Annotated in this window: 23 protein-coding genes; 16 read left to right on the plus strand and 7 right to left on the minus strand. The window is 68.5% G+C overall.

Annotated elements, in window-relative coordinates:
- Positions 1-2 precede the first annotated feature (2 nt).
- Both ACLJO0_RS25630 and katG read left to right on the plus strand, forming a co-directional pair.
- Positions 3-434, plus strand: coding sequence for a Fur family transcriptional regulator (locus ACLJO0_RS25630; protein ID WP_199746796.1), 432 nt, complete (start codon positions 3-5; stop codon positions 432-434).
- Positions 435-467: 33 nt separating this feature from the next.
- Complete coding sequence (gene katG / locus ACLJO0_RS25635) at positions 468-2,702, plus strand: catalase/peroxidase HPI (RefSeq protein WP_410580937.1); 2,235 nt, start codon at positions 468-470, stop codon at positions 2,700-2,702.
- A gap of 51 nt (positions 2,703-2,753) precedes the next feature.
- Here the strand turns inward: katG and ACLJO0_RS25640 are convergent, their stop codons facing one another.
- Positions 2,754-3,233, minus strand: coding sequence for a DUF4383 domain-containing protein (locus ACLJO0_RS25640; protein ID WP_410580939.1), 480 nt, complete (start codon positions 3,231-3,233; stop codon positions 2,754-2,756).
- A 104-nt stretch (positions 3,234-3,337) separates the two neighbouring features.
- Here ACLJO0_RS25640 and ACLJO0_RS25645 point away from each other — a divergent pair, with 104 nt between their 5' ends.
- Complete coding sequence (locus ACLJO0_RS25645; RefSeq protein WP_410580940.1) at positions 3,338-4,093, plus strand: ZIP family metal transporter; 756 nt, start codon at positions 3,338-3,340, stop codon at positions 4,091-4,093.
- Positions 4,094-4,121: 28 nt separating this feature from the next.
- Here the strand turns inward: ACLJO0_RS25645 and ACLJO0_RS25650 are convergent, their stop codons facing one another.
- The 3 genes from ACLJO0_RS25650 to ACLJO0_RS25660 all read right to left on the minus strand — a co-directional run bounded on the left by ACLJO0_RS25650 (position 4,122) and on the right by ACLJO0_RS25660 (position 6,573).
- Positions 4,122-4,577 carry an ester cyclase gene (locus tag ACLJO0_RS25650; protein ID WP_410580942.1) on the minus strand — a complete coding sequence of 152 codons (456 nt, stop codon included), beginning with the start codon at positions 4,575-4,577 and terminating at the stop codon, positions 4,122-4,124.
- Positions 4,574-5,470 (minus strand): hypothetical protein, encoded by an 897-nt coding sequence (locus tag ACLJO0_RS25655; RefSeq protein WP_410580944.1) that lies wholly within the window; start codon positions 5,468-5,470, stop codon positions 4,574-4,576. Before ACLJO0_RS25655 ends, ACLJO0_RS25650 begins: the two co-directional genes overlap by 4 nt.
- A 92-nt stretch (positions 5,471-5,562) precedes the next feature.
- Positions 5,563-6,573: a hypothetical protein gene (locus ACLJO0_RS25660; RefSeq protein WP_410580946.1), complete on the minus strand. Its 1,011-nt coding sequence runs from the start codon at positions 6,571-6,573 to the stop codon at positions 5,563-5,565.
- A 191-nt stretch (positions 6,574-6,764) separates the two neighbouring features.
- Here ACLJO0_RS25660 and ACLJO0_RS25665 point away from each other — a divergent pair, with 191 nt between their 5' ends.
- From ACLJO0_RS25665 to ACLJO0_RS25685, 5 genes are all read left to right on the plus strand, one after another.
- Positions 6,765-8,165: a fatty acid desaturase gene (locus tag ACLJO0_RS25665; RefSeq protein ID WP_410580948.1), complete on the plus strand. Its 1,401-nt coding sequence runs from the start codon at positions 6,765-6,767 to the stop codon at positions 8,163-8,165.
- Positions 8,162-8,356, plus strand: coding sequence for a ferredoxin (locus ACLJO0_RS25670; RefSeq protein WP_125782839.1), 195 nt, complete (start codon positions 8,162-8,164; stop codon positions 8,354-8,356). Before ACLJO0_RS25665 ends, ACLJO0_RS25670 begins: the two co-directional genes overlap by 4 nt.
- 2 nt (positions 8,357-8,358) lie before the next feature.
- The gene (locus ACLJO0_RS25675; protein WP_410580950.1) at positions 8,359-9,567 is read left to right on the plus strand and encodes an NAD(P)/FAD-dependent oxidoreductase; all 1,209 of its coding nucleotides are present in this window, start codon (positions 8,359-8,361) and stop codon (positions 9,565-9,567) included.
- 68 nt (positions 9,568-9,635) lie between these two features.
- Positions 9,636-10,262 carry a TetR family transcriptional regulator gene (locus tag ACLJO0_RS25680; RefSeq protein ID WP_410580952.1) on the plus strand — a complete coding sequence of 209 codons (627 nt, stop codon included), beginning with the start codon at positions 9,636-9,638 and terminating at the stop codon, positions 10,260-10,262.
- A gap of 76 nt (positions 10,263-10,338) precedes the next feature.
- Positions 10,339-10,641, plus strand: coding sequence for a DUF1905 domain-containing protein (locus tag ACLJO0_RS25685; RefSeq protein WP_410580954.1), 303 nt, complete (start codon positions 10,339-10,341; stop codon positions 10,639-10,641).
- A 3-nt stretch (positions 10,642-10,644) separates the two neighbouring features.
- On the opposite strand, the gene ACLJO0_RS25690 is transcribed toward ACLJO0_RS25685, so the two are convergent.
- A complete protein-coding gene (locus ACLJO0_RS25690) occupies positions 10,645-11,625 on the minus strand; it encodes a DUF5937 family protein (RefSeq protein WP_410580956.1) in 981 nt (326 codons plus the stop codon).
- Between the two features lie 66 nt (positions 11,626-11,691).
- On the opposite strand from ACLJO0_RS25690, the gene ACLJO0_RS25695 reads away from it, so the two are divergent.
- On the plus strand, positions 11,692-12,876 hold the full coding sequence (locus ACLJO0_RS25695; RefSeq protein WP_410580958.1) for an MFS transporter: 1,185 nt from the start codon (positions 11,692-11,694) through the stop codon (positions 12,874-12,876).
- A 74-nt stretch (positions 12,877-12,950) separates the two neighbouring features.
- Here the strand turns inward: ACLJO0_RS25695 and ACLJO0_RS25700 are convergent, their stop codons facing one another.
- The gene (locus ACLJO0_RS25700; protein ID WP_410580960.1) at positions 12,951-14,981 is read right to left on the minus strand and encodes an MMPL family transporter; all 2,031 of its coding nucleotides are present in this window, start codon (positions 14,979-14,981) and stop codon (positions 12,951-12,953) included.
- A gap of 106 nt (positions 14,982-15,087) precedes the next feature.
- On the opposite strand from ACLJO0_RS25700, the gene ACLJO0_RS25705 reads away from it, so the two are divergent.
- Both ACLJO0_RS25705 and ACLJO0_RS25710 read left to right on the plus strand, forming a co-directional pair.
- Entirely contained in the window at positions 15,088-15,570 is a 483-nt protein-coding gene (locus ACLJO0_RS25705; protein ID WP_410580962.1) for a MarR family winged helix-turn-helix transcriptional regulator, read from the plus strand.
- Between the two features lie 11 nt (positions 15,571-15,581).
- Positions 15,582-17,048 carry an SDR family oxidoreductase gene (locus ACLJO0_RS25710; RefSeq protein WP_410580964.1) on the plus strand — a complete coding sequence of 489 codons (1,467 nt, stop codon included), beginning with the start codon at positions 15,582-15,584 and terminating at the stop codon, positions 17,046-17,048.
- 75 nt (positions 17,049-17,123) lie between these two features.
- On the opposite strand, the gene ACLJO0_RS25715 is transcribed toward ACLJO0_RS25710, so the two are convergent.
- Positions 17,124-18,134 carry a LacI family DNA-binding transcriptional regulator gene (locus tag ACLJO0_RS25715; protein ID WP_410581251.1) on the minus strand — a complete coding sequence of 337 codons (1,011 nt, stop codon included), beginning with the start codon at positions 18,132-18,134 and terminating at the stop codon, positions 17,124-17,126.
- A gap of 89 nt (positions 18,135-18,223) precedes the next feature.
- Between ACLJO0_RS25715 and ACLJO0_RS25720 the strand changes: the two genes are divergently transcribed.
- Genes ACLJO0_RS25720 through ACLJO0_RS25740 form a run of 5 tightly spaced genes read left to right on the plus strand, consistent with a single transcriptional unit; the run spans position 18,224 to position 24,672 of the window.
- Positions 18,224-19,153: a carbohydrate ABC transporter permease gene (locus tag ACLJO0_RS25720; RefSeq protein ID WP_410580966.1), complete on the plus strand. Its 930-nt coding sequence runs from the start codon at positions 18,224-18,226 to the stop codon at positions 19,151-19,153.
- The gene (locus ACLJO0_RS25725) at positions 19,153-20,016 is read left to right on the plus strand and encodes a carbohydrate ABC transporter permease (protein ID WP_410580968.1); all 864 of its coding nucleotides are present in this window, start codon (positions 19,153-19,155) and stop codon (positions 20,014-20,016) included. The genes ACLJO0_RS25720 and ACLJO0_RS25725 overlap by 1 nt, the downstream gene beginning before the upstream one ends.
- A 23-nt stretch (positions 20,017-20,039) precedes the next feature.
- Complete coding sequence (locus ACLJO0_RS25730; protein WP_410580970.1) at positions 20,040-21,368, plus strand: ABC transporter substrate-binding protein; 1,329 nt, start codon at positions 20,040-20,042, stop codon at positions 21,366-21,368.
- A 3-nt stretch (positions 21,369-21,371) separates the two neighbouring features.
- Positions 21,372-22,916: an alpha-N-arabinofuranosidase gene (locus ACLJO0_RS25735; RefSeq protein ID WP_410580972.1), complete on the plus strand. Its 1,545-nt coding sequence runs from the start codon at positions 21,372-21,374 to the stop codon at positions 22,914-22,916.
- On the plus strand, positions 22,909-24,672 hold the full coding sequence (locus ACLJO0_RS25740) for a glycoside hydrolase family 35 protein (protein WP_410580974.1): 1,764 nt from the start codon (positions 22,909-22,911) through the stop codon (positions 24,670-24,672). Before ACLJO0_RS25735 ends, ACLJO0_RS25740 begins: the two co-directional genes overlap by 8 nt.
- Positions 24,673-24,698 lie beyond the last annotated feature (26 nt).

The following is a 24,698-nucleotide window of genomic DNA, read 5'->3' on the forward strand; positions in this document are numbered from 1 at the left end:
TCGTGCCCACGACCCCGGAGTTCGAGCGGATGCTGCGCGGGGCCGCCCTGCGCGTGACGCGTCCGAGGGTGGCCGTGCTGACAGCCGTCCGCGACCACCCGCACGCCGACACCGATTCGATCATCGGTGCCGTGCGTTCCGAGCTGGGAGAGGTCTCTCACCAGGCCATCTACGACGTGTTGCGGGCACTGACCGCCGCAGGTCTCGTGCGGCGGATACAGCCGTCGGGATCCGTGGCACGCTATGAGTCCCGGGTCGGGGACAACCACCATCACGTCGTGTGCCGATCATGTGGTGCCATCGCCGACGTCGACTGCGCCGTCGGTCCCGCCCCCTGTTTGACCGCGTCGAACGATCAAGGCTTTCTGATCGAAGAGGCCGAGGTCATCTACTGGGGCCGGTGCCCCGACTGTGCGATCGAACCCCGTTCCTGAACCCCGCTAGTTCTTATTCCCGGAAGGATCCCCGTGTCTGACAGCCCGGACGCCGTCGTCGGCGAAATGAACGAAGAGAGCGCGGGCGGCTGCCCCGTCTCGTCGGGCCGCCGCAACCACCCCACCGAAGGCGCGGGCAACCGTGACTGGTGGCCGAACCAGCTCAACCTGAAGATCCTCCGGAAGCATTCCGCCGCTTCCGACCCGATGGACGCCGGGTTCGACTACGCCGCCGAGTTCAAGACCGTCGACCTCGACGAGCTCGCCAAGGACGTCGACGCCGTCCTCACGACTTCGCAGGACTGGTGGCCCGCGGACTTCGGCCACTACGGCGGCTTCATGATCCGCATGGCGTGGCACAGCGCGGGCACGTACCGGATCGAGGACGGCCGCGGTGGCGCCGGCGCGGGCATGCAGCGGTTCGCCCCGCTCAACAGCTGGCCGGACAACGGCAACCTGGACAAGGCCCGCCGTCTGCTCTGGCCGGTCAAGAAGAAGTACGGCCGCAAGATCTCGTGGGCCGACCTGATGATCTTCACCGGCAACCGCGCCCTGGAGACCATGGGCTTCAAGACCTTCGGCTTCGCCGGTGGCCGCGCGGACGTGTGGGAGCCGGACGAGGACGTGTACTGGGGTCCCGAGCGCACGTGGCTCGGCGACGAGCGCTACACCGGTGACCGTCAGCTCGAAGGCCCGCTGGCCGCCGTGCAGATGGGTCTCATCTACGTGAACCCGGAAGGCCCGAACGGCAACCCGGACCCGCTGGCCGCCGCCCGCGACATCCGCGAGACCTTCGGCCGCATGGCGATGAACGACGAGGAGACCGTCGCGCTGATCGCCGGCGGGCACACCTTCGGCAAGACCCACGGCGCGGCCGACCCGGACAAGTACGTCGGTGCCGAGCCCGAGGGTGCTTCGATCGAGGAGCAGGGCCTCGGCTGGAAGAACACCTTCGGCAGCGGCAAGGGCCGGGACGCGATCACCAGTGGCCTCGAGGTCACCTGGACGCCGACCCCGACCCAGTGGAGCAACTGGTTCTTCCACAACCTGTTCGAGTACGACTGGGAGCTGACCAAGAGCCCGGCGGGCGCCCACCAGTGGACGCCGAAGGACGGCAAGGCGAAGAACACCGTGCCGGACCCCGAGGACGGCAAGCTCAACCGCGCGCCCGGCATGCTCACCACCGACCTGGCGCTGCGTTTCGACCCGGTCTACGAGCAGATCTCGCGCCGGTTCTACGAGAACCCGGACCAGTTCGCGGACGCGTTCGCCCGCGCCTGGTTCAAGCTGACCCACCGCGACATGGGCCCGGTCCAGCGCTACCTCGGCCCGCTGGTGCCGCAGGAGACGCTGATCTGGCAGGACCCGGTGCCCGCCGTCGACCACGAGCTGATCGACGACGCGGACATCGCCTCCCTCAAGGAGAAGCTGCTCGCTTCGGGGCTGTCGGTCTCGGAGCTGGTCTCCACCGCGTGGGCGTCGGCCTCGACCTTCCGCGGCAGCGACAAGCGCGGTGGAGCGAACGGTGCCCGCATCCGTCTCGAGCCGCAGCGTGACTGGGAGGTCAACGACCCGCAGACGCTGGGGCAGGTCCTGCGGACCCTGGAAGGGGTCCAGGAGGCGTTCAACAGCGCCCAGAGCGGCGGCAAGAAGGTCTCGCTGGCCGACCTGATCGTGCTCGGTGGCGTCGCCGCCGTCGAGCAGGCCGCCAAGGACGGCGGCGTCGAGGTCGAGGTGCCGTTCACCCCGGGCCGCACCGACGCGACGCCGGAGCAGACCGACGTCGAGTCGTTCGCCCCGTTGGAGCCGACCGTCGACGGCTTCCGCAACTACCGCGGCAAGGGGCACCGTCTCCCGACGGAGTACCTGCTCCTCGACCGCGCGAACCTGCTGAACCTGAACGCGCCCGAGCTGACCGTCCTCGTCGGCGGCCTGCGTGTGCTCGGCGCCAACGCCCAGCAGTCCCCGCACGGCGTGTTCACCCAGAAGGTGGGGTCGCTGACCAACGACTTCTTCGTGAACCTGCTCGACATGGGCGTCCAGTGGACCGCCACGTCCGCTGACGCGGAGACCTTCGAGGGCCGTGACTCCTCGACCGGCGAGGTCAAGTGGACCGGCACCCGTGCCGACCTCGTGTTCGGGTCGAACTCCGAGCTTCGCGCGGTGGCGGAGGTCTACGCCAGCGACGACGCCAAGGAGAAGTTCGTCCGCGACTTCGTGTCGGCGTGGGACAAGGTCATGAACCTCGACCGCTACGACCTGGTCTGAGCCTGACCCGAGCGTCCGGGCCCGTCGCTTCCGCGGCGGGCCCGGGCGTTTTCATTGGTGCTGCATATCGGGCTCCGGGTAGTCGCCCGCCTTGCGTTCGAGCGCGGTCGTGAGGAGACCCAGCGCGATCATGCCGAGCCCGAGGCCGAGATGCAGCCAGTTGTCGGCGACGTTGAACGGCAGGAAGTTCCCCGGGCTGCTCTGCGGGATCACCAGCCCGATGATCCACAGCAGCAGATAGATCCCGCCGCCGACCATCAGGAAGACACGGGAAGCGGCGCGTTTGCTGGCGGCGAGCACGCCCACCACGCCGAACAGCAGATGCACCAGGTTGTGCAGGATCGACACGGCGAAGACACCGAACAAGCGGGCTTCGGAATGGTGCCCGGCGAATTTCAGCCCCTCGTAGCCGGTCGTGATGCCTGGGATGAAGCCGAGCACACCGACCGCGAGAAAGGCCACGCCGACGATCAGGGCGGCCACCTGCGGCGGATGCCGTCGGGTGCCGCGTGTCACGCCTTCTTGTTTCATACCGGCCGAGTACCCCGCGTTCTCCGGGGCAATCCTCCCACCGCGCGTCCGGCCACCAGGTCGGACAGACTGAGCGTCGGGTTTCGGAATGCGAGGAGGATCGGGTGCCGGAACTACTGGCCGCGGGCGGCTGGGGCCTACTTGCCGGGTCGGCGTTGCTGCTCGGCGCGGTGGCGGGCTTCCTGGTCCGGATCCCGGGCAAGGCCGTGGCCGGCGTGATGGCCTTCGGCAGCGGCGTGCTGATCTCCGCCGTCTCGTTCGAACTGATCGCCGAGGCGCATGAAAAGGGCGGTTTCCTGCCGACCGCGCGCGGCGCGCTCGGCGGTGCGCTGATCTACACCCTCGCCAACGTCGCTCTCGCCCGGCGAGGCGCCCGCCATCGCAAACGCTCGGGTGACCAGCAGCCGTCCGAAACCGAGCAAGCGGGTTCCGGGACCGCCATCGCGCTGGGTGCCCTGCTGGACGGCGTCCCCGAATCGATGGTGATCGGCACGAGCCTGCTCGGCGGCGGAAGCGTCAGTGTCGTGACCGTGGCCGCCGTGTTCATCAGCAACGTCCCGGAAGGACTGTCCAGCGCCGCGGGGATGAAGCGGGCGGGCCGGAGTCCCAGGTACGTTTTCCTCCTGTGGAGCGGTATCGCCGTGATCAGCGGTGTGGCGGCCATGCTCGGCTACGGCGTTCTCGGTGGTGCTTCCGGTGCCACCCTGGCAGTGATCACCGCGATCGCCGGCGGCGCGATCCTCGCCATGATCGCCGACACGATGATCCCCGAGGCCTTCGACGACGCGCAGCTGTGGACCGGGCTGATCACGGTCGCCGGTTTCCTCACCGCGTTCGGCCTTTCGCACGTCGGCGGCTGAGCGAGGGTGGCCCCGGACGTCACCGGGTTCAGACGTCGCCCGACGCCAGCAGGGTCAGCAGTTCGGCGTGCCCGGCCTGGGTGATCAGGCTGGCGGCGTCGAAGTAGATGCGCTCGTTGGTGATCCGGTCGTCGTCGAAGAAGAACACCGCGATGATCGGCACCCGGAACGCCTTGCCGGTGGGCGGGCGGCCGTAGAACTCGCCGAGGTTGGTGCCGAGCAGGTCGAATTCGACGATGACCGACTCGTCGGCGAAGTGGTACCGGACGTTGTCGTGCCGCTGGTCCGGGAAAGCCGTCCGGGTCATGCGGTAGTACGCCATGACCTCTTCGTCACCGTCGAAGATCTGCCCGGTCGCCATGATCTCGTAGTGCGGATGGCCGTTGAAGGTGCCCAGTGTGCGCTCGAACTCGTGGGCCACCTCGGTGTCCATATGCTCTTCGATGATCTTGTGGCGGCGTTCGCGCAGGTCTTCGCTGATCACTGGTCCTCCGGGGCGTTCCTGGTCGCGATCCGGAGCCTACCGCCCGCGGCCTCGTCGTCGGTTCCGTAGAGCAGGCTGCCGCACGAGCGCGAAAGGCAGGTCATGGCCTCGATCTTGTGCCCGGGGAAGTCGCCGATCTTCGCCGGGACGGGGGAGAGGGCGATCGAGCCGTCGGAGCGGAGGACACCCGCCGCGTACACGGCCGAGTCGAACGGGCCCTCGTCGCCGGGATCGGAGGCGGCCGAGACCAGGACGCGGTCGTCCGCGGTGATCTCGACGTCCGAGGTGTGCCGGACGTCGGTGGCCGGGTACGGGACCCGGAACGGGACTGATTTCGGCTTCTTGAAGGACAGCTTCGAGACGGAGAACTCCGAGGAGTAGAGCGTGGCGGGCCGGGCGTCCTGACCGCGGTCCGCCCAGATCGCGAACAATCGGTCATTCACCCTTTTCAGCGCGAAACCCTCGTAGTTGTCGTCCGGGTCGCCTTTGGGGACCTGGAAAGCGCCGAGCACTTTCAGTCGCCGGTCCTTCAGCTTGATGTGGAAGCCTTTTCCGTCGCTGGCGAGCGCGATGAATTCGCCTGCCCTTCCCGGCACCCCTTCGGCCGCCTCCAGATCGATCGGGAGTTCGCCCGGCCAGTCGATCGAGTCCACCTTGGACACCTTGCCGTGCTCGAGCCGAACCTGGACGGCCCGGTTCTCACCGGGTTTCTTGTTGTCCCGCAAGACGAGCGCGTCGACCCGGTCGTCGTCCCTGTCCAGGACGGCGATGCCGCTGGCACCGGAGGTCATCCCGGTGCCGATGGATTCCCAGCCATCGCCCGCGAGCGCCGTGGACGGCAGGAGCAGAGGGATGGCCAACGCCGGAAGAATCGCCAGGGAGGTGAATTTCATGCCGACAAACTAGTTCAGGAACGGGCCGGGAGAAAGGCCGGAATCGATGCACTCCATTCCGGCGCGGATCCGCGCCGGAATGGAGTGGTGGCTCAACTGCAGGAGAGGGCGCCGGCGCGGAGTGCGTGGCCGCCTTCGTTCCCGTCGTCCGCCCAGACCACCTGCTTGCTCCCTGACGCGCAGGCGGCCGCGATGGCGAAGCCTTCGTTGTTGTAGTCCGGCATCCCGCTCGGACGGTCGTAGGTGGCGGTCACGGCGAACTTGCCCTGCGCGCCGATGGCGAGCGTCGTCGAGGCGCCGCCGCAGTTGTCGTCGCAGACCGCCCACAGCTTGCCGGTCGAAGCTTCGTACTCGAGCTCCATGATGGAGTCGAGCCCGCTCGCGAAGCTCGCGACGCGGGTGTACTTCCCGCCCGCCTGGTCGAGCGCGTAGGCGTAGATCATCCCGTTGCTCTCGAGGCCGACGAGGTAGAGGCCGGTGCCGTGACCGGGATAGCTGGCCGGGTTGTACGGCGCCTTCGTGCGCTCGTCCACGAATCCCTTCGCGGTGAGAGCGCTGTCCGGGACCCACGAGACGGCTTCGAGGCCGTCGTTGGCCGAAACCTTCGGCAGATCCGCGGTCAGATCCCATTCGGCCTTGGCGGTGAGGGTCTTGGCCGAGCCGGAGACGTCGTACCGGAGCACCTTGAGCGCGCTCGTCTTGCTGTTGTCGCCGTCCCGTTCGGTGGCCGCGACCACGCCGTCCGGGGTGGCCACGACCGCTTCGGCATCGGGATCGCCCTTGCCGCTGCGGTAGCGCAGCGCCTTGCCCGACGACCAGCCGTTGGCGGTGTCCGGCTGCCACTTCGTACCGTTGCGCACGAGGCGGTACAGCGTGCCGGGCCCGTTCTTGACCGCCCAGAGGACGTCGGGTCCGCCGAAGGACAGGCCGCTCATGTTGCCGCCGAGGACGTTCGAGCCGTCGGCGTTCGCGACGGCGGAAGCGCCCGGCCATGCGCTGCTCGCCGCGGTGCTCGCGGTGGCGGTCGTGGCGGGCAGCGCCAGCAGGGCCGCGGCGACGGCGGTCACGGCGGCGGGTCGGATCCGACGAGATGATCGGGGCATTCGCGCTCCTTCGGGGCGGACGAAGTGGGTCGCGGCGTGTCGTCACAAGTTAAGTAAGTTTCCTTACGAACACAAGATATCGCCAAGTTCTCACCAAATGAAGCAACGGTGGATTTACAAAAGATGACCGCTTGTCAAACCGGGTGTACATCACCTACAGTTTTGTAAACCAGCCAATGGAGGAGGGTGCGATGAGCGAGATGACGGGCACGATGCCGGCGGGCTCGACCGAACGGTGGACCGACCGCAAGCGATACCTGTGGCTGATCGGCCTGGTCGTCCCCTCGCTCGCGTTCCTGGCCATCGGGCTGCACGCGGCCACCGGCTGGGGTGTGTGGTTCTGGATCGGGCCGATCGTGATCCTGGTGATCGTGCCGCTGATCGACCTGCTGGCCGGGCTGGACCGCAGCAATCCGCCCGACGACGTCATCGAGCGGTTGGAGCGGGACCGCTACTACCGGTGGATCACCTTCGCGTTCCTGCCGATCCAGTACGCGGGTTTCGTGGTCGCGTTCTGGCTGATCGCCCGCGGTGACCTGTCCGTCGTGGACAAGATCGGCCTGGCGATCTCGATCGGTTGCATCGGTGGCATCGGCATCAACACCGCGCACGAACTGGGGCACAAGAAGGAAAGCCACGAACGCTGGCTGTCGAAGATCGCGCTGGCGCAGAGCTTCTACGGCCACTTCTACATCGAGCACAACCGCGGCCACCACGTCCGCGTGGCGACTCCGGAGGATCCGGCCAGCAGCCGGGTGGGGGAGAGCTTCTACCGGTTCTGGCCGCGCACGGTGTTCGGCTCGCTGAAATCGGCCTGGGGCCTGGAGCGCAAGCGGTACGCCCGGCGCGACCGGCATCCGTTCCGGATCGGCAACGACGTGCTCAACGCCTGGCTGATGTCGGCCGTGCTGTGGGCGGTGATGACCGTGTGGCTGGGCCCGGGAATCCTGCCGTACCTGGTGATCCAGGCCGTGATCGGCTTCTCGCTCCTGGAGGTCGTGAACTACATGGAGCACTACGGCATGCGTCGGCAGCAGGTCGGCCCGCCGAACCGGCGACGCTACGAACGGGTGGATCCCAGTCACAGCTGGAATTCCAACAACATCGCGACGAACGTCCTGCTCTACCACCTGCAGCGGCACAGCGACCACCACGCCAACCCGACCCGCCGCTACCAGACGCTGCGCGATTTCGCGGAATCGCCGGTCTTGCCGACGGGCTACGCCGGAATGATCGTGCTGGCGCTGGTCCCGCCGGTGTGGCGACGCGTGATGGATCCGCGTGTGCTCGCGCATTTCGACGGCGACATCTCCCGCGCCAACATCCAGCCGTCGAAACGGGCCAAGATCCTGGCGCGCCACGGAACGCGCGTCACCGCGCCGTCCCGCGTCGTCACCGACACGCATGGCGACGCGACCGAAGGCGGGATGTGCCCCGGCTGCGGCTATGTCTACGACGAGAAACTCGGCGACCCGCGGGAAGGTTTCCCCGCCGGAACGCCGTGGTCGGCGATCCCCGATTCGTGGTGCTGCCCGGACTGCGGGGTGCGGGAGAAGGTCGATTTCGTGGCACCGGGAAGGGTCGGAGCATGATGAAGATCGAGGCGGACCGCGCGAAATGCGACGGGCTGGGCATGTGCGAGGCGATGGCGCCCGACTTCTTCGAGGTCGGCGACGACGGCACGGTCGTCGTGCTCGACGAACGGCCCGGTGAGGAATACCGGCAGGACCTGTCGGCCGCCGTCGACGCCTGCCCTGTCCTCGCCCTGAAACTGCGGGACTGATCATGGCGCTGGTCGTCGTGGGAGCGTCACTGGCCGGACTGCGCGCGGTCGAGGCCGCGCGCCGGGACGGGTACCGCGGACGGATCGTGCTGATCGGCGCGGAAGACCACCCGCCGTACGACCGGCTCCCGCTGTCGAAAGCCTTCCTCGACGCGGAAGGCCCCGGGCGGATCGAGCCGTTCCACGGTGCGGCCGCGCTGCGTGACGAATTCGGCGTCGAACTGATGCTCGGCGCCCCCGCGGACGGGCTCGACACCACCGCTCGCGAGGTGTCGGTGGCGGGGACGACGGTTCCCTACGACGCGCTGGTGATCGCGACCGGCGCCACCGCGCGGCGGCTGCCCGGAAGCGAGGGAATCGCCGGGGTCCACACGCTGAGGACCGCCGAGGACGCCCTGGCCGTCCGGTCCGCGCTCGACCGCGGGGCGCGCACGGTCGTGATCGGGGCCGGTTTCATCGGCTCGGAAGTCGCCGCCGCGGCCAGGAAACGCGGGCTGCCCGCGACGATCGTCGAGGCGCTCGATGTCCCGCTCACCCAGTCCGTCGGGGCCGAGGCGGGCACCGTCTGCGCTTCACTGCACCGGGAGGCGGGTACGGAACTGCGGCTGTCCACGATGGTCACCGGCCTGGAATCCGACGGCGGCGTGGTGACCGGCGTCCGGCTCGCGACCGGCGAGGTGCTGCCCGCGGACCTGGTGGTCGCCGGCATCGGCGTCGTCCCGGCCACCGGCTGGCTCGCCGGGAGCGGCGTCCCGCTGCACGAGCGCGACGGCGGCGTGGTGTGCGATGCCACGCTCGCGACCGGCGTCCTCGGCGTGTACGCAGCCGGAGACGTCGCACACGCCGCGAATCCGTTGTTCGACGGTGAACTGATGCGGCTGGAACACTGGACGAACGCCGCGGAGCAGGGAGCCGCGGCCGCTCGTCACGCGCTCGCCCCGGAGTCGGCGCGTGCGCTGGCACCGGTGCCGTACTTCTGGTCGGACTGGTACGACCACCGGATCCAATTCGTCGGCACGCCACGCGCGGACGAGGTGGTCACCGCCGTTCCGGCTTCCGGCGGGTTCACCGCGCTGTACCGGCGCGGGGACCGGATCGTCGGCGCGCTGACGATCGACCGGCCGCGCGAGATCATGAAGTACCGGCGCCACATCGCCGGGCGGGCGCCGTGGCCGGAGGCGCTGGCGTTCGCCGCGGAAACGGCGGCTTAGAAGGTGTGTCCTGAACGGAGTTCGACGACCTGGGTGAGGACCGCGCGCCCTGAAAGGCACAGCCTAGAATGACGATCATGAGTGAGGCACCGGTCACGGGGGGTCCGTACCGTCAACCGATCGTCGCGTCGGCGATCGAGTTGACCGTGCGCTCCGGCTGGTCCTCGGTGACGATGAGCAAACTCGCGGAGATCGTCGGCGTCAGCCGCCAGACCGTCTACAACGAACTCGGCTCGAAGTCCCAGCTGGCCGAAGCGATGATTTCGCACGAACTCGGCCGGTTCCTCATGGTCGTCCGGGACGCATTCGAACGCCACCCCGACGACCTCGTCGAGGCGATCCACGACGCCGTGCGCGGCGTCCTCGAACTCGCCGACGACAACCTCCTGCTGCGAGCCATCGTCTCGGCCACGCACGGCGCCGACACCGAGTTGCTGCCGCTGCTGACGTCGCGGGCCGGGAGCCTGCTGAGCGAAGCGACCGTCATGCTGCGCGGCCGTGTTCGCGCCTACGGCCCGCCGCTGGATGCGGAACAGCTGGATGTGGCGATCGACGTCGTGGTCCGGACCGTGCTGAGCCACATCATGCAGCCGTCGGACACCCCGGCTCGTACGGCCGACGCGCTGGCTTGGATGGCGTCGCGCGTGCTCGGCACGACGACGACCCGCTCGCTGCGGCATCCTTCGCAGGGCTAGGCCCGCGGTTTTCGCTGGGCGCGTGGTCACTCGTGACCGCGCGGAAACTGTCGGTCCCGTATGCGAAGCTCCACCGATGATCGTCGTATTCGATGCCGAACTCTGGGTCTGGGACGCCCGCCGCGAGGAGACCTGGACCTTCGTGAGCCTGCCCGAGGACATCTCCGAGGAGATCCGCGAAATCACCGACGGCCCCCGCCGCGGGTTCGGGGCGGTCCGCGTCCAAGTCGGTATCGGCGGCAGCAAATGGAAGACGTCGATTTTCCCGGACTCCAAACGTGGCGCCTACGTGCTGCCGGTCAAGAAGGCGGTCCGCAAGGCCGAAGGGATCGAGGAGGGAGATATAGCGAAGGTGACCGTCGAGCTGATCGACCTCTGACCGTCAAAGCAGGCGTTCACCGAGCGGGGTCGTCTGGTAGAGGACGCCGCGGCCGGAGCGTTCGCGGGTGACCAGTCCGCTGTCCCGCAGGACCTTGAGGTGCTGGGAGACGGCGCTCGGTGTCACGCCGAAAGCCCGGGCCAGGTCGGTCGTGGTCGCGGGGGAGGACAGCGCCGAAAGGAGACCGGCCCGCATCCGGCCCAGAAGGCGCACGGTGCCTGCCCCCGGTGATCGGGTTCCGGCTGCCCACAACGCGGCGGTTCCTCGCGCCGGGTAGCGGATCGTGGTCTGGGTCGAGGTGTTGTTCTTGATCAGGACATAAGGCGAGCCGAGGACGACAGGCATCAGCACGAGACCGCCTGGCCCTCGCGCGACGGCCCTGTGCCGATTCCGCCAGCGTTCGCCGGCCAGCGTCACCCGGTCGGAGTGCCAGCGCAGGTCCGGGTGCAGATCCGCGAACAACCGCTCGGCGCCGCCCGTGGTCAGCTGCCGGGCGCGGTATCCGACGTCGGCTTCCAGCGCCGCCCGGATCCGCGGCCAGTGCGGCGCGACGAGGCGGTCGTGGGCTTCGCGCAGTTCCTCGGCGATCTCCCGGAGGCCGGCGGTGGGGTCGTCGGCGAGGGCCGCGGCGGCGTGGGGAAGCTTTTCGCCGAAGACCCGGTCGAGACTGGCTCTCACCTGGGCTTCGGGGGTTCGCCGCAGCGCGTCGAGGTCGTTTTCGAGGGAATCTCCCGAGTCCCGCGGAGCGGGGACGAGGAATTCCGGCCAGCTGAGCCTGCCGGTCACGAGCAGCGGCCAGGTCCGCGAAAGAGCGAGAGGTTCGCGATCGAGTTCCTCCCGCGCCCACCGCGACCAGGGCTGATTGACCGTGTTCCGGTCGAGTCCGGCGATTTGCAGCAGGCAGGCGACGGTTTCGGACAGCGGCGAGATCGCGAACCGGGTCGCGGCCAGTTCGGCGACGCCGAGTTCGATGGTCATCGGCATCGCCAGAGTATGTAGTCCCGGGCTAAATGGTGTCTCCGGAACGCGGGACGTCGCCACGATCCGACCATGCCCGACTTACCCCGCGCGTACCGGCGACTGTGGTGGGCCACCGGGATCGACAGTCTCGGCAATGGCGTCTTCACGGCGGCGCTGCCGTTGCTGGCCGTGACGGTCACCCGCGACCCGAGGGAGGTCGCCCTGGTCTCGGCTGCGACGTACCTGCCTTGGCTTCTGCTGTCGCTCATCGCCGGATCCGTCGTCGACAGGGTCGATCTGACCACGCTCATGTGGCGGACGCAGGCACTCCAAGCCCTGATCGTCGGCGTGCTCACGGCACTCGTCGTGGCCGGGGCGATCACTGTGCCAGTGCTCGTTCTTCTCGCGTTCGCGCTGGGCTCTTGCGACGTCTTCTACGACAACGCCGCGCAAACGACGCTTCCGGATCTCGTCCCGGAAGACCTGCTGCACCAGGCGAACGGCAGGCAGCAGGTGGCGATGACCGTCGGAAGGCAGTTCCTGGGGCCGCCTCTCGGGAGCCTGTTCTTCGCGCTCGCCTTGGCCCTCCCGTTCGCGGTCGACGCCGCGTCGTTCGTCGTCGCCGCCACACTTCTGGCCAGGCTGCCCGGACGGCGCGGACACGCGAAAAGCGCGAAGGTCCTCGACGGACTTCGCTGGCTGAGGAAACACCGTTTGTTCCGCACGCTTGCTTTGCTGCTCGGCATCAACACGTTCTGCGGTCAGCTCGGGAACGCGACACTCGTGTTGTTCGTGACCGACGTGCTGCATCTCGGCGCGGGAGTGTTCGGTCTGCTGCTCGCCGGCGCGGCACTCGGCGGCATCGCGGGCGGGCTGGTGATCGCGCGGCTGGTCGCCTGGCTCGGCGACCTCCGTGCGCTCCTGGTCTCTCTTGTCGTGAACGCCGTCGTCTTCGTCGGTATGGGGTTCAGCCCGAACGTCGCCGTGCTCGGCGGGCTCTTGGCGGTGAGCGGTTTCGTGACGACGATCTGGAACGTCGTCACGGTCAGCGTCCGCCAGCGGGCGGTACCCGCTTCGCTGCTCGGTCGTGTCAACAGCGTCTACCGGCTTCTCGGCTGGGGCTTGATGCCGCTCGGCGCGTTGGCCGGCGGACTGCTCGCGCACAGGTTCGGGCTTCGGGTTCCCTACCCTGTCGCGGGAGTCGTGCGAGGCCTCGCGCTCGTCGTCGCGCTTCCGGTGCTGATCCCCGCGATGCGCGACGCTACTCCTCGGTGAGCTCTGCCGGCTGATCCGCGGCATCCTGGTTGCCACGTTCGGCCAGCCGCCGGAGCTCGTCCAGGTCGCCGCGTTCATTCCCGGCCGGTCTTCGCCAGCTTCGACGGCCACCAGATCTTCCGTCCGACGTCCACCGACAGAGCCGGTACCAGCAGCGAGCGCACCAGAAGCGTATCGAGCAGAACACCGAACGCGACGATGAAAGCCAGCTGTGCCAGGAAAAGAATGGGCAGGACGGCCAACGCGGCGAAGGTCGCGGCGAGGACGACACCCGCGGACGTGATCACGCCGCCGGTGACACGCAGGCCGCGCAGCGTCCCGTCCCGGGTGCCGATTCTGCCCGCCTCCTCGCGGACCCTGGTCATCAGGAAGATGTTGTAGTCGATCCCCAGCGCCACAAGGAAGACGAAGCCGAACAGCGGGACGACCGGGTCGGCGCCGGGGAAGTCGAAGACGTGGTTGAACACCAGCGCCGAGACACCCATCGTCGCGGCGAACGACAGCACCACCGTGCCGATCAGCAGCAGCGGCGCGAGCAGCGATCGCAGCAGCAGGGCGAGTACGAGGAAGATCACGACCAGGACGATCGGGATGATCAGCAACCGGTCGTGCTCCGAGGTCTCCCTGGTGTCGAGCAGGGTCGCCGTCGGCCCGCCGACCTTGGTTCCGTCGACGGGGTGCACGGCTTCACGGATCCGTTGGACCGTCGCGACGGCCGCGTCGGAGTCGGGCGGGTCGGCCAGTACCGCGTCGATCTTCGCGAGCGCGCCCGCTTCACCGCTTTGACGGACGTCCGAGACGCCGGGGACACGCGCCAGCTCGGTCACCGCCTTGGCTTGTCCGGCAGGGGCGATGATCACGGTCGGAGAGCCGGAGCCGCCGGGGAAGTAGCGGGAAAGGACTTCCTGTCCCGCCACGGAATCGACCGGCGTGAGGAAGACGTCGGACTGCGCTGTGCCGGAAGCCTTGAGCTGCGGGAGGAACGCGCCGCCCGCGAGGAGGACGACGGTCGTGACGATCCAGATCGTGCGCGGCGCGCGGGAGATCCAGCCCGCGACGCGTCCCCAAAGTCCGCCGGTCTCTTCCTTCGGCGGGGCGGCCGCCGGCCGGAAGGGCCAGAAGGCGTTACGCCCGCACAAGGCAAGGACGGCGGGCAGGAACGTGATGGTCGTCAGGAAGGCCGCGCCGATGCCGATGGCGGCGACCGGGCCGAGTCCCTTGTTGGAGTTCAGGTCGCTGAACAGCAGGCAAAGGACACCGAGGATCACGGTCCCGGCGGAGGCCGCGATCGGCTCGATGGTCGAGAGCCAGGCCGTGCGGAGCGCGGAGCGGGCGTCGTCGGTCGTCCTGAGTTCTTCGCGATAGCGCGAGATCATCAGGAGCGCGTAGTCGGTGGCGGCGCCGAAGACGAGGATGAACAGGATGCCCTGACTCTGCCCGTTCAACGCCAGCACGTCGTGATCCGCGAGCAGGTACACCGCGAGGCTCGCCGTTCCCAGCGCGAACACCGCGGACAGCAGGACGAGCAGGGGCAACAGCGGGCTTCGGTAGACGATGATCAGGATGAGCGCGACCACCGCGCCCGCGACCAGGAGTAGCAGCCCGTCGATCCCGCCGAACGCCTCCTTGAGATCGGCGACCTGTGCGGCCGGGCCGGTCACCAGCACTTTCAGCCCATCCGGGGTGTCACGGGCGAGCGCGTCACGCAGTGCCTCGACCCCGTCCCCGGGGTCGGTCGTGGCGTCGAGGAGCACGACGACCTGCGCACCCGCGTTGCTCTGCGGCGCCGGGACGAGCCGTGCGTTCGACGTCCGGTCGGCGAGGAACCGCTTGTCGCCCTCGGTCAGGCCCGACGGCCGTTCGGCGACGACGATCGCCGGGATGAGGGCGGCACTGGAGAACTGCTTCTGGAGTTCACCGACCTCGGTCGCTTCGGCCGAAGCGGGCAGGAAGCTGCTGCTGTCGTTCTCCGTGACCTGGCTCAGCTTGCCGGCGTACGGGCCGCTGAATCCGCCGAAGATCAGCCAGGCCACCGCGACGAGGGCGGGGAGCAGCCAGCGCAGACGTGACCGCGTGCGGGCGGGGTGTTCGACTTCGGAGATCATGAGCGGATGGCTCCCGTGGCGGTACTACTTCGACGAGTGAATAGTTCGACCATCGAAATAGTAGAGTGGTCACCCGGACGGGGCAGCGTGAGGGGAGGTTTCGGACATGACCAAGGGCGCTGAAGACGCTGAGGAGGTCACGGACGCCCTGCTCGTCCTCCTGCTGAGGCAGCTGACCGTCGAATCGGACCGGTTCGCCGAGATGTTCGGTGAGGCGCACGGCCTGCACCGGACCGACCTCAACGCGCTCGCGGTGATCATGGACGCGGCCAGGATGGGGGACCCGATGAGCCCGAGCAGGCTCGCGAGCGCGTTGCATCTGAGCGCGTCGGCGACGACGTCGGTGCTGGATCGGCTGGAGCGGGCCGGGCACCTCTACCGGGACCGGAGCGCGACCGACCGTCGCAAGGTCGAGCTGCGGATGCACGACAAGGCGCGGGAGATCGGCGCCGAGTTCTTTCTGCCCCTCGGTGAGCGCTTCTCCGCTGCATGGAGCGACCTTGGGGACGATGAGCGGCGGACGGTCGCCCGGTTCCTCCGGAGCAGTATCGCCGCGACCGTGGAGGTGCGAGCACGCCTGGCACCGTGAACACTCGGGGCATGCGATGTGTGGTGCTCGGTGCGACGGGATATGTCGGCGGACGGTTGGTGCCGCAACTGCTCGAAGCGGGCCACGAGGTCCGCGTGGTGGCTCGCTCGCCGGAGAAGGTCGCCGAAGAGCCGTGGCGTGACCGGGTCGAGGTCGAACGCGGCGACGTCACCGAGCCGGCCTCGATCGAGACGGCGCTGGCCGACGGCGAGGTCGTCTACTACCTTGTGCATTCCCTGGCGCAAAAGGACTTCGTCGCGATCGACCGCGAGGCGGCGAAGACGGTCGCCGAGGCCGCGAAGAAGGCGGGCGCGCGGCGGCTGGTGTACCTGGGCGGCATCGTGCCGGACGACGAGGAGTTGTCGCCGCATCTGGCTTCCCGTGCCGAAGTCGGCAGGGTCCTGCTGGACTCCGGCGTGCCCGCCGTCGTCCTGCAGGCCGCGGTGATCATCGGCTCGGGCTCGGCGAGTTTCGAGATGCTGCGCTACCTGACCGAACGCCTTCCCGCGATGATCACCCCGCGGTGGGTGCACAACCGCATCCAGCCGATCGCGATCCGGGACGTGCTGCACTACCTCGTGCATGCTGCTGACCTGCCGCCGGAAGTGAACGGCGCGTTCGACATCGGCGGCCCCGACGTCCTGACCTATTTGGACATGATGCGCCGCTACGCAGTCGTCGCGGGTCTGCCAAGGCGGGCCGTCGTGCCCGTTCCGGTGCTGACTCCGTGGCTTTCCGCGCAGTGGGTCAACCTGGTCACGCCCGTGCCGAAGTCGATCGCCGTACCGTTGATCGAATCGCTGGTGCACGAAGTGGTCTGTCACGACCACGCCATCGCCGAGCACATCCCCGACCCGGAAGCGGGGCTGACCCATTACGAACACGCCGTCGAACTGGCGCTGACCCGGATCCGGAACGCCGACGTGCCGACTCGCTGGTCGGACGCGTCGACCGCGCCGTCGGACCCCCTGCCGAGTGATCCGGAGTGGGCGGGCGGCACGGTCTACGAGGACAAGCGCGAGCAGCGGACGGACGCCTCACCGGAGGCGTTGTGGGACGTCATCGAGTCGATCGGCGGGGAACACGGCTGGTACTCGTTCCCGCTGGCCTGGTCGGTCCGCGGCTGGGCGGACCGGCTCGTCGGCGGAGTCGGGTTGCGGCGCGGAAGGCGGGATCCGCGACGGCTGCACCTCGGCGAGGCACTGGACTGGTGGCGCGTCGAATACCTCGACCGGCCGCGCCTGTTGAGGCTGCGGGCGGAGATGAAGCTCCCGGGCCGCGCCTGGCTCGAACTCGGCGTCGAGTCCGATGAGGATGGTGGGACGATCTACCGGCAGCGGGCGGTGTTCGAGCCGCACGGGCTCGCCGGGCACGCGTACTGGAAGGGGATCGCGCCGTTCCACGGCGTGGTCTTCGGCGGCATGGTCCGCAACATCACCGGCGCCGCGCAGAAAGCGGCCGGTGTACTCGAAGGCTGAAGGAGACTTTCCCCTCGTTACACGCGGTGAAGGGCCCTTTCGCTGCATCGCATGCGGTGAAAGCGCCCTTCGCGGCTATGACCGCGGCGGCGCCGTGCTGGACCGGACGACGAGCTCCGTCGGCACGCTGATCGCGCCCGCCGCGGCGCCGTCGGAGATCTCGGCGAGCAGCGCGGCGACGGCCCGGTTCCCGACCTCGTCGAACGACTGCCGGACGGTGGTGAGCGGCGGCCAGAAGTGGGCGGCCTCGTCCATGTCGTCGAAGCCGACCACGCTCACGTCGCCAGGGACGGACCGGCCCTTTTCGTGCATCGCCCGCAGCAGGCCGAGCGCCATCTGGTCGTTCGCGACGAAGACGGCGGTGACCGCGGGATCGCCCGCCAGCCGGACGCCGTGTTCGTACCCGGACCGCGGAGACCAGTCGCCGGTGAGCGGTGACGGCACTTCCCGGCCCTCCGCCTCGAGCGTCTCCTGCCACGACTTCCGGCGGCGTTCGGCCGCGTAGGACTCGGGCGGGCCGGCGACGTGCCATACGGTCTCGTGCCCGAGATCGAGCAGATGCCGGGTCGCGGCGATGGCGCCGGACGCCTGATCGAAGTCGACGACCGGATGGTCGCGCCTGCCGCCCGCGTCGATGACGACGACCGGAAGTCCGTGGGGCAGCTCGATTTCGCTCTGGTCCAGCTCGTGCTGCTCGATGAGGATGATGACGCCGTCGACGGCCTGTTCGTCGAGTCTGCTGAAGGCGCCCGACACCTCGCCCTGGGACGGCCTGGTCACCGGCATGAGGATGATCGAGAACCCTTCGCCGGCGGCCGCGGACGCGACCGCGTCGAGGGTGCGGCTGTTGCCGAAGGTCGCGAGCGCCGAGATGATCACGCCGATACTGCGGAACCGGCCGTTGCGCAGCGCGCGGGCCGCGCTGTTGGGCCGGTAGCCCACCCTGCGCATCGCCGCGAGCACACGTTCTCGGGTCGCCTCGTCGACGTTCGTCCTGCCGTTCGCGACCCGGGAGACGGTCTGGCCGGACACGCCGGCTTCCCTGGCGACGTCGGCCATCGACGGTCCGCGGCCGTTCCTGGACATGTTCACGTCAACACGATAGCCTCCGCCGGTCTGATGTTGACGTAAACATCTCGCGAGCCGCGCTTTCGCTCGGAGAATCCGGAGGGACGATGACGTCCACAGCGGTCGCGCCCGCACCGGCGCCGCCCCGCCGTGCGCGCACCGCGCGACGAGCCCGTCGCCACTGGCGAGGCTGGCTTTTCGTCGCCCCGTTCATGCTGGTGTTCGCGCTGACGTTCCTGGCGCCGATCGTGTACGCGTTCGTCCTGAGCCTCTTCCGCGACCAGGCGTTCTTCGGCGGGACGACGTTCGTCGGGGTGGACAACTACGCGCAGGTGCTCGCCGACCCGAAGTTCTGGGACTCCTTCCAGCGGGTGCTGGCGTTCCTCGCCGTGCAGGTGCCGATCATGCTGGTGCTCGCGCTGATCGCGGCACTCGCCATCGACAGTGCCCGCCTGCACGCGTCCGGCTTCTTCCGGGTCGTGATCTTCCTGCCCTACGCCGTACCCGCCGTGGTCGCCGCGCTGATGTGGGGCTTCATCTACGGCGACCACTTCGGACTGGCGGCCGACCTGAACCACCTGCTCGGCCGCGACGTGGTGAAACCGTTGTCGGACAACTGGATGCTCGCGTCCATCGGCAACGTCGTCACGTGGGAGTTCGTCGGCTACAACATGCTGATCTTCTACTCCGCGCTGAAGGTGATCCCGAAGGAACAGTTCGAGGCCGCGGCGATCGACGGCGCCGACGCGTTCCGCACCATCCTGAGCGTGAAGCTGCCCGCGCTGCGCGGGGCGATCGTCATCGCCACGATCTTCTCGATCATCGGCAGCTTCCAGCTCTTCAACGAGCCGAACATCATGCGCACCCTGGCGCCCAACGTGATCGGCACCTTCTACACGCCGAACATGTACGCCTACAACCTTTCCTTCGGCGCGCAGCAGTACAACTACTCCGCCACCGTCGCGATCGTGATGGGCGTGATCACCGCGATCATCGCCTACGTCGTGCAGCTGCGCGGTTCCCGGAAGGGGATGTGATGGCCACGTTCTCGGTGACGCGGCCCCGGAAGTCACGCGTCCTCACCGCCGTCATGGTGTTGTACCTGATCTACACGCTCGTGCCGCTGGTGTGGCTGGTGATCAACGCGACCAAGACGCAGTCCGCCCTGTTCACCACCTCGGGACTGTCGTTCGGCGGACCGTTCGCGCTGTTCGAGAACATCGGCGAGACCTTCACCTACGACAACGGGATCTTCCTGCGCTGGCTGGGGAACACGCTGCTCTACGTCGTGGTCGGCGCCGGGGGAGCGACCATCCTCGCCACCGCCGCGGGCTACGGGCTGGCCAAGTACCGCTTCCCCGGTCGCCGCGCGGTGTTCGCGGTCGTGCTCGGCGCGGTCGCCGTCCCCGGTACGGCGCTCGCGGTGCCGACCTTCCTGATGTTCAGCGAACTCGGCCTCACCAACACGCCGCTGGCGATCATCATCCCGTCGCTCATCAGCCCGTTCGGCCTGTACCTGATCTGGGTGTACGCCTCCGAAGCGATCCCCGACGAGCTGCTGGAGGCGGCGCGGATCGACGGCGCGGGGGAGATCCGGATCTTCCTCACCGTGACGCTGCGCCAGCTCGCGCCCGGGATCGTCACGGTGGCGCTGTTCACCGTGGTGTCCACCTGGAACAACTACTTTCTGCCGTTGATCATGCTCAGCGAACCGAAGTGGTATCCGCTCACCGTCGGGCTCAACCAGTGGAGCGCGCAGGCCTCCGGCGCCGGTGCCCAGCCGGTGTACCACCTGGTGCTGACCGGCTCGCTGCTCACCATCGTCCCGCTCGTCATCGCCTTCCTGCTCATGCAGCGCTATTGGCAGTCCGGCCTGAGCGCGGGCAGCGTCAAGCAATGAACACCGTCCCGAAAGGACACTCGATGTCGCGAATCCGTAGACGCGTCAAGGTCGCCGTCGCCGTCACCTTGGCCGCGGCACTGGCCGTCGGTTGTTCGTCCGGTGCGGCCGGCCCGACCGCCGGGAACCAGGACTCGGTCGACGCCGCGCTCAAAGCGGGCGGCACGATCACCTACTGGAGCTGGACGCCGTCGGCGAAGGACCAGGTCGCCGCGTTCGAGAAGGAGTTCCCGAACGTCAAGGTCAACTACGTCAACGCCGGTACCAACAAGGAGCAGTACACCAAGCTGCAGAACGCGATCAAGGCGGGCTCCGGGGCACCGGACGTCGCCCAGATCGAGTACTACGCATTGCCGCAGTTCGCGCTGACCGAGTCGCTGGCCAATCTGGATCAGTACGGCTTCGGTGCCTTCGAAAAGGACTACGCGCCCTCGACCTGGTCGAGTGTCCGGGTGAATAACGGCCTATACGGCCTGCCGCAGGATTCCGGCCCGATGGCGCTCTTCTACAACAAAGAAGTCTTCGACGCCCACGGTATCGCCGTGCCGAAGACCTGGGACGAGTACGTCGCCGCGGCCAAGAAGCTGCACGCGGCCGACCCCGGCAAGTACCTCACCTCCGACACCGGCGACCCCGGCTTCGCCACCAGCATGATCTGGCAGGCGGGCGGGAAGCCGTTCACCGCAGACGGGCGGAACGTCAAGGTCGACCTGGCCGACGCGGGCACCAAGAAGTGGACCGCCACCTGGAACCAGCTGGTCGAGGGCAAGCTGCTCGCCCCGATCAAGGAGTGGTCCGACGACTGGTTCCGCGCGCTCGGCGACGGCACCATCGCCTCGCTGGTCACCGGCGCCTGGATGCCGGGCAACTTCAAGTCCTCGGTCCCCGGCGGCGCCGGGAAGTGGGCGGTGGCACCGATGCCGACGTACGACGGTCAGCCGGTCACCGCGGAGAACGGCGGCAGCACGCAGTCGGTGCTGAAGCAGAGCGGCAACCCGGCGTTGGCGGCGGCCTTCGTCCGCTGGCTCAACCACGGCAACGGGGTCAAACCGTTCATCGCCAGCGGCGGATTCCCGGCGACCACGGCCGACCTGAACTCGCCCGCGTTCCTCGACCAGGCGGATCCCTACTTCGGCGGGCAGAAGATCAACCAGGTGCTCAACGACGCGTCGAAGAGCGTCGCGAAGGGCTGGACGTACTTGCCGTACCAGACCTACGCCAACAGCGTCTTCAGTGACACCGTCGGCAAGGCCTACCTCAACGGCAGCTCGCTCGACGCCGGACTGAACGCCTGGCAACAGGCGATCGTGGACTACGGCAACCAGCAGGGCTTCACCGTCAGCGCGGGGTGAGGCGTGGGCATCCAGATCGAAGCCGACGTTTCCGAGGTGATCGGTGCGGTGCCGCGGCGGCTGTTCGGCTCGTTCGTCGAGCATATGGGCCGTTCCGTCCACACGGGAATCTTCGAGCCAGGGCACTCCACTTCGGACGATCGCGGATTCCGGGGTGACGTCCTCGGCCTGGTCCGTGAACTGGGGCCGTCGGTCGTCCGATATCCCGGCGGGAACTTCGTTTCCGCGTACCGCTGGGAAGACGGCGTCGGGCCGGCGGAACGGCGTCCCGTCCGGCTGGATCCCGCGTGGCACAGTGTCGAGTCGAACCGCTTCGGCCTGCACGAATTCGCCGCGTGGGCCGAAGCCGCGGACGTCGAGGTGATGTACGCGGTCAACCTCGGCACCCGTGGTATCCAAGAAGCCGCAGACGTTCTCGAGTACTGCAATCACCCGGGCGGCACGGAACTGAGCGAACGGCGGCGCGCGAACGGCGCCGACCGGCCGTTCGGGTTCCGGCTGTGGTGCCTCGGCAACGAGATGGACGGGCCGTGGCAGGTCGGGCACAAGACCGCCGAAGAGTACGGCCGCCTCGCCGCGGAGACGGCCCGGCTCATGCGGATGATCGACCCGGGTGTCGAACTCGTCGTCGCGGGGAGTTCGAGCCGTGAGATGCCGACGTTCGGGCACTGGGAACGTACCGTCCTGGAGCACACAGCGGCGCTCGTCGACCACCTCTCACTGCACGCCTACTACCAGGAGCACGACGGCGACGTCGCGAGCTACCTGGCCAGCGCCGCCGCTCTCGACGGCTTCGTCCGCACCACCGCCGGGATCATCGACGACGTCCTCGCGAAGGCCGGGCTGGACAAGAAGATCGGCATCAGCGTCGACGAGTGGAACGTCTGGGACCAGCGCCACTGGAACGACGTCGAACAGCACGAACTGGCCGCCGGCGGCTGGCGGGAACACCCTCGGATCATCGAGCAGGACTACACCGTCACCGACGCGGTGGTCGTCGGCTCGCTGCTCGGGTCCTTGCTGCGCAACGTCGACCGGGTCACGATGGCCAACCAGGCGCAACTGGTGAACGTCATCGCGCCGATCCGCACCGAACCCGGCGGTCTGGCGTGGCGGCAGACGACCTTCCACCCGTTCAGCCTGATGTCGTCGCTCGCCAAGGGGAACAGCCTGCGGCTCACGGTGACGGGCGAGACCGTCCACACGGGACTGCACGGCCGGGTGGACGTCGTCGACGCCGCGGCGACCTTCGACGAGAACGGTCGTTGCGCGGTGTTCCTCACCAACCGGTCGACCGAGTCCGCCACCGAAGTGCGGTTGCGCGTCCGCGGCGCCCGGCTGGCGCTCGACGGGACCTGGACCGTCGCCGTCCCGGACGGGCACCACCGGCACGTCACGAATTCCGTTCACACAGCACCAGTCCGGCCCGTCCCGTTGCCCGGGGTGAGGGCCGAGCACGACCTGGAAGGAACCACCATCACCGCCACGCTTCCGCCCCTTTCCTGGACCGCGCTCCGGCTGGCCACGGTGGTGGTCCGCGATGTCTGAGTTCGGCATCGGGGAAACCGACTTCCTGCTCGACGGCAAGCCGTTCCAGATCATTTCCGGGGCACTGCACTACTTCCGCGTGCACCCGGACCTGTGGGCCGACCGCATCGACAAGGCTCGCCGGATGGGTCTCAACACCATCGAGACCTACGTCGCCTGGAACGCGCACTCGCCGGAACAGGGCGAGTTCGACGTCTCCGGCGGCCTCGACCTCGACCGGTTCCTCCGGCTGATCGCCGACGCCGGGATGTACGCCATCGTCCGGCCGGGGCCGTACATCTGCGCGGAGTGGGACAACGGCGGCCTCCCGACCTGGCTGCTGCGCGACACCGAACTCCGGGTCCGCGAGTTCGAACCGCGCTACCTCGCCGCCGTCCGCGGCTATCTGGACGATGTGTTCCGCGTCGTCGCGCCGCATCAGATCGATCGCGGCGGGCCCGTCCTGCTCGTCCAGGTCGAGAACGAGTACGGCGCTTTCGGCGGCGACAAGCGTTATCTGGCCGCGCTGACCCACTACACCCGCGCCGCCGGCATCACCGTTCCCCTGACCACGGTGGACCAGCCCACCCACGAGATGCTGGCGAACGGCGGTCTCGACGGGGTGCTCCACCGGACGGCGTCGTTCGGTTCGCAGAGCACCGCGCGGCTGAAGACCCTGCGCGAGCACCAGCCGACCGGTCCCTTGATGTGCAGTGAGTTCTGGAACGGCTGGTTCGACCACTGGGGCGCGCACCACCACACCACCACGGTCGCCGAGTCCGCGGCGGATCTCGACGCGCTGCTCGCGGCGGGCGCCTCGGTCAACCTGTACATGTTCCACGGCGGCACCAACTTCGGGCTCACCAACGGTGCCAACGACAAGGGCGTCTACCAGCCGCTGGTCACCTCCTACGACTACGACGCGCCGCTCGACGAAGCGGGCGACCCGACGCCGAAGTACCACGCGTTCCGCGAGGTCATCGCTCGGTACCACAAGGTTCCGGACGCCGTTCCGCCCGAGGCCCGGCCGGCGCCGACGCCGGTCGGGGCGCTGCGCGACCCCGCCTGGCTGCTCGATTCGCCGCGTCGCTGGGGAACCGCGCAGGTCCACGAGAGCCTGCCCACCTTCGACGAACTGACCCCGACCCCGCGTCTGGCGTTCCTGCGGACGACCATCGACTCCGAAGGGCCGAGTGTCCTGACCTTCGGCGAGGTGCGCGACCGGGCGACGGTGTTCTTCGACGGCGACCGTGTCGGCACCCTGCTTCGCGAGCATCGGGACCGCGCGATCCGCTTGCCTCGTGCGCGCGGCGAACTCCTCGTGCTGGTGGAAGACCAGGGGAGGGTCAACTACGGGGAGCGGATCGGCGAGGCCAAGGGGATCGTCGGCGGCGCGCGTCTGCACGGTGAACCGCTGACCGGCTGGGAGGTCATCCCGATCGACGTGGCCGCGTTGCCGGATCTCCTTCCGGAGGTCTCCACGTACGAGAGCCCGGCGGGACCGTTGTCCGGTCCGGTGATGGTCCGGGGCGGCTTCGAACTCGACGAACCCGCGGACCTCTTCCTCGACACGGCGCACTGGGGCAAGGGCCTGGTCTGGATCAACGGCTTCCTGCTCGGCCGCTACTGGCGCCGAGGTCCACAAAGGACGTTGTACGTGCCGCGGCCGGTGGTCCGGTCCGGGACCAACGATCTCGTGGTGCTGGAGCTGGACACGATGCTCGAAACCGAGGCGCGGTTCGTGCCCCGGCCGCTCCTGGGGCACACCGAAGCCTGATCGGCAAACGGATCCGAACGAAGGGC

It is taken from the genome of Amycolatopsis sp. lyj-108, assembly GCF_046549005.1.
GTDB lineage: Bacteria > Actinomycetota > Actinomycetes > Mycobacteriales > Pseudonocardiaceae > Amycolatopsis.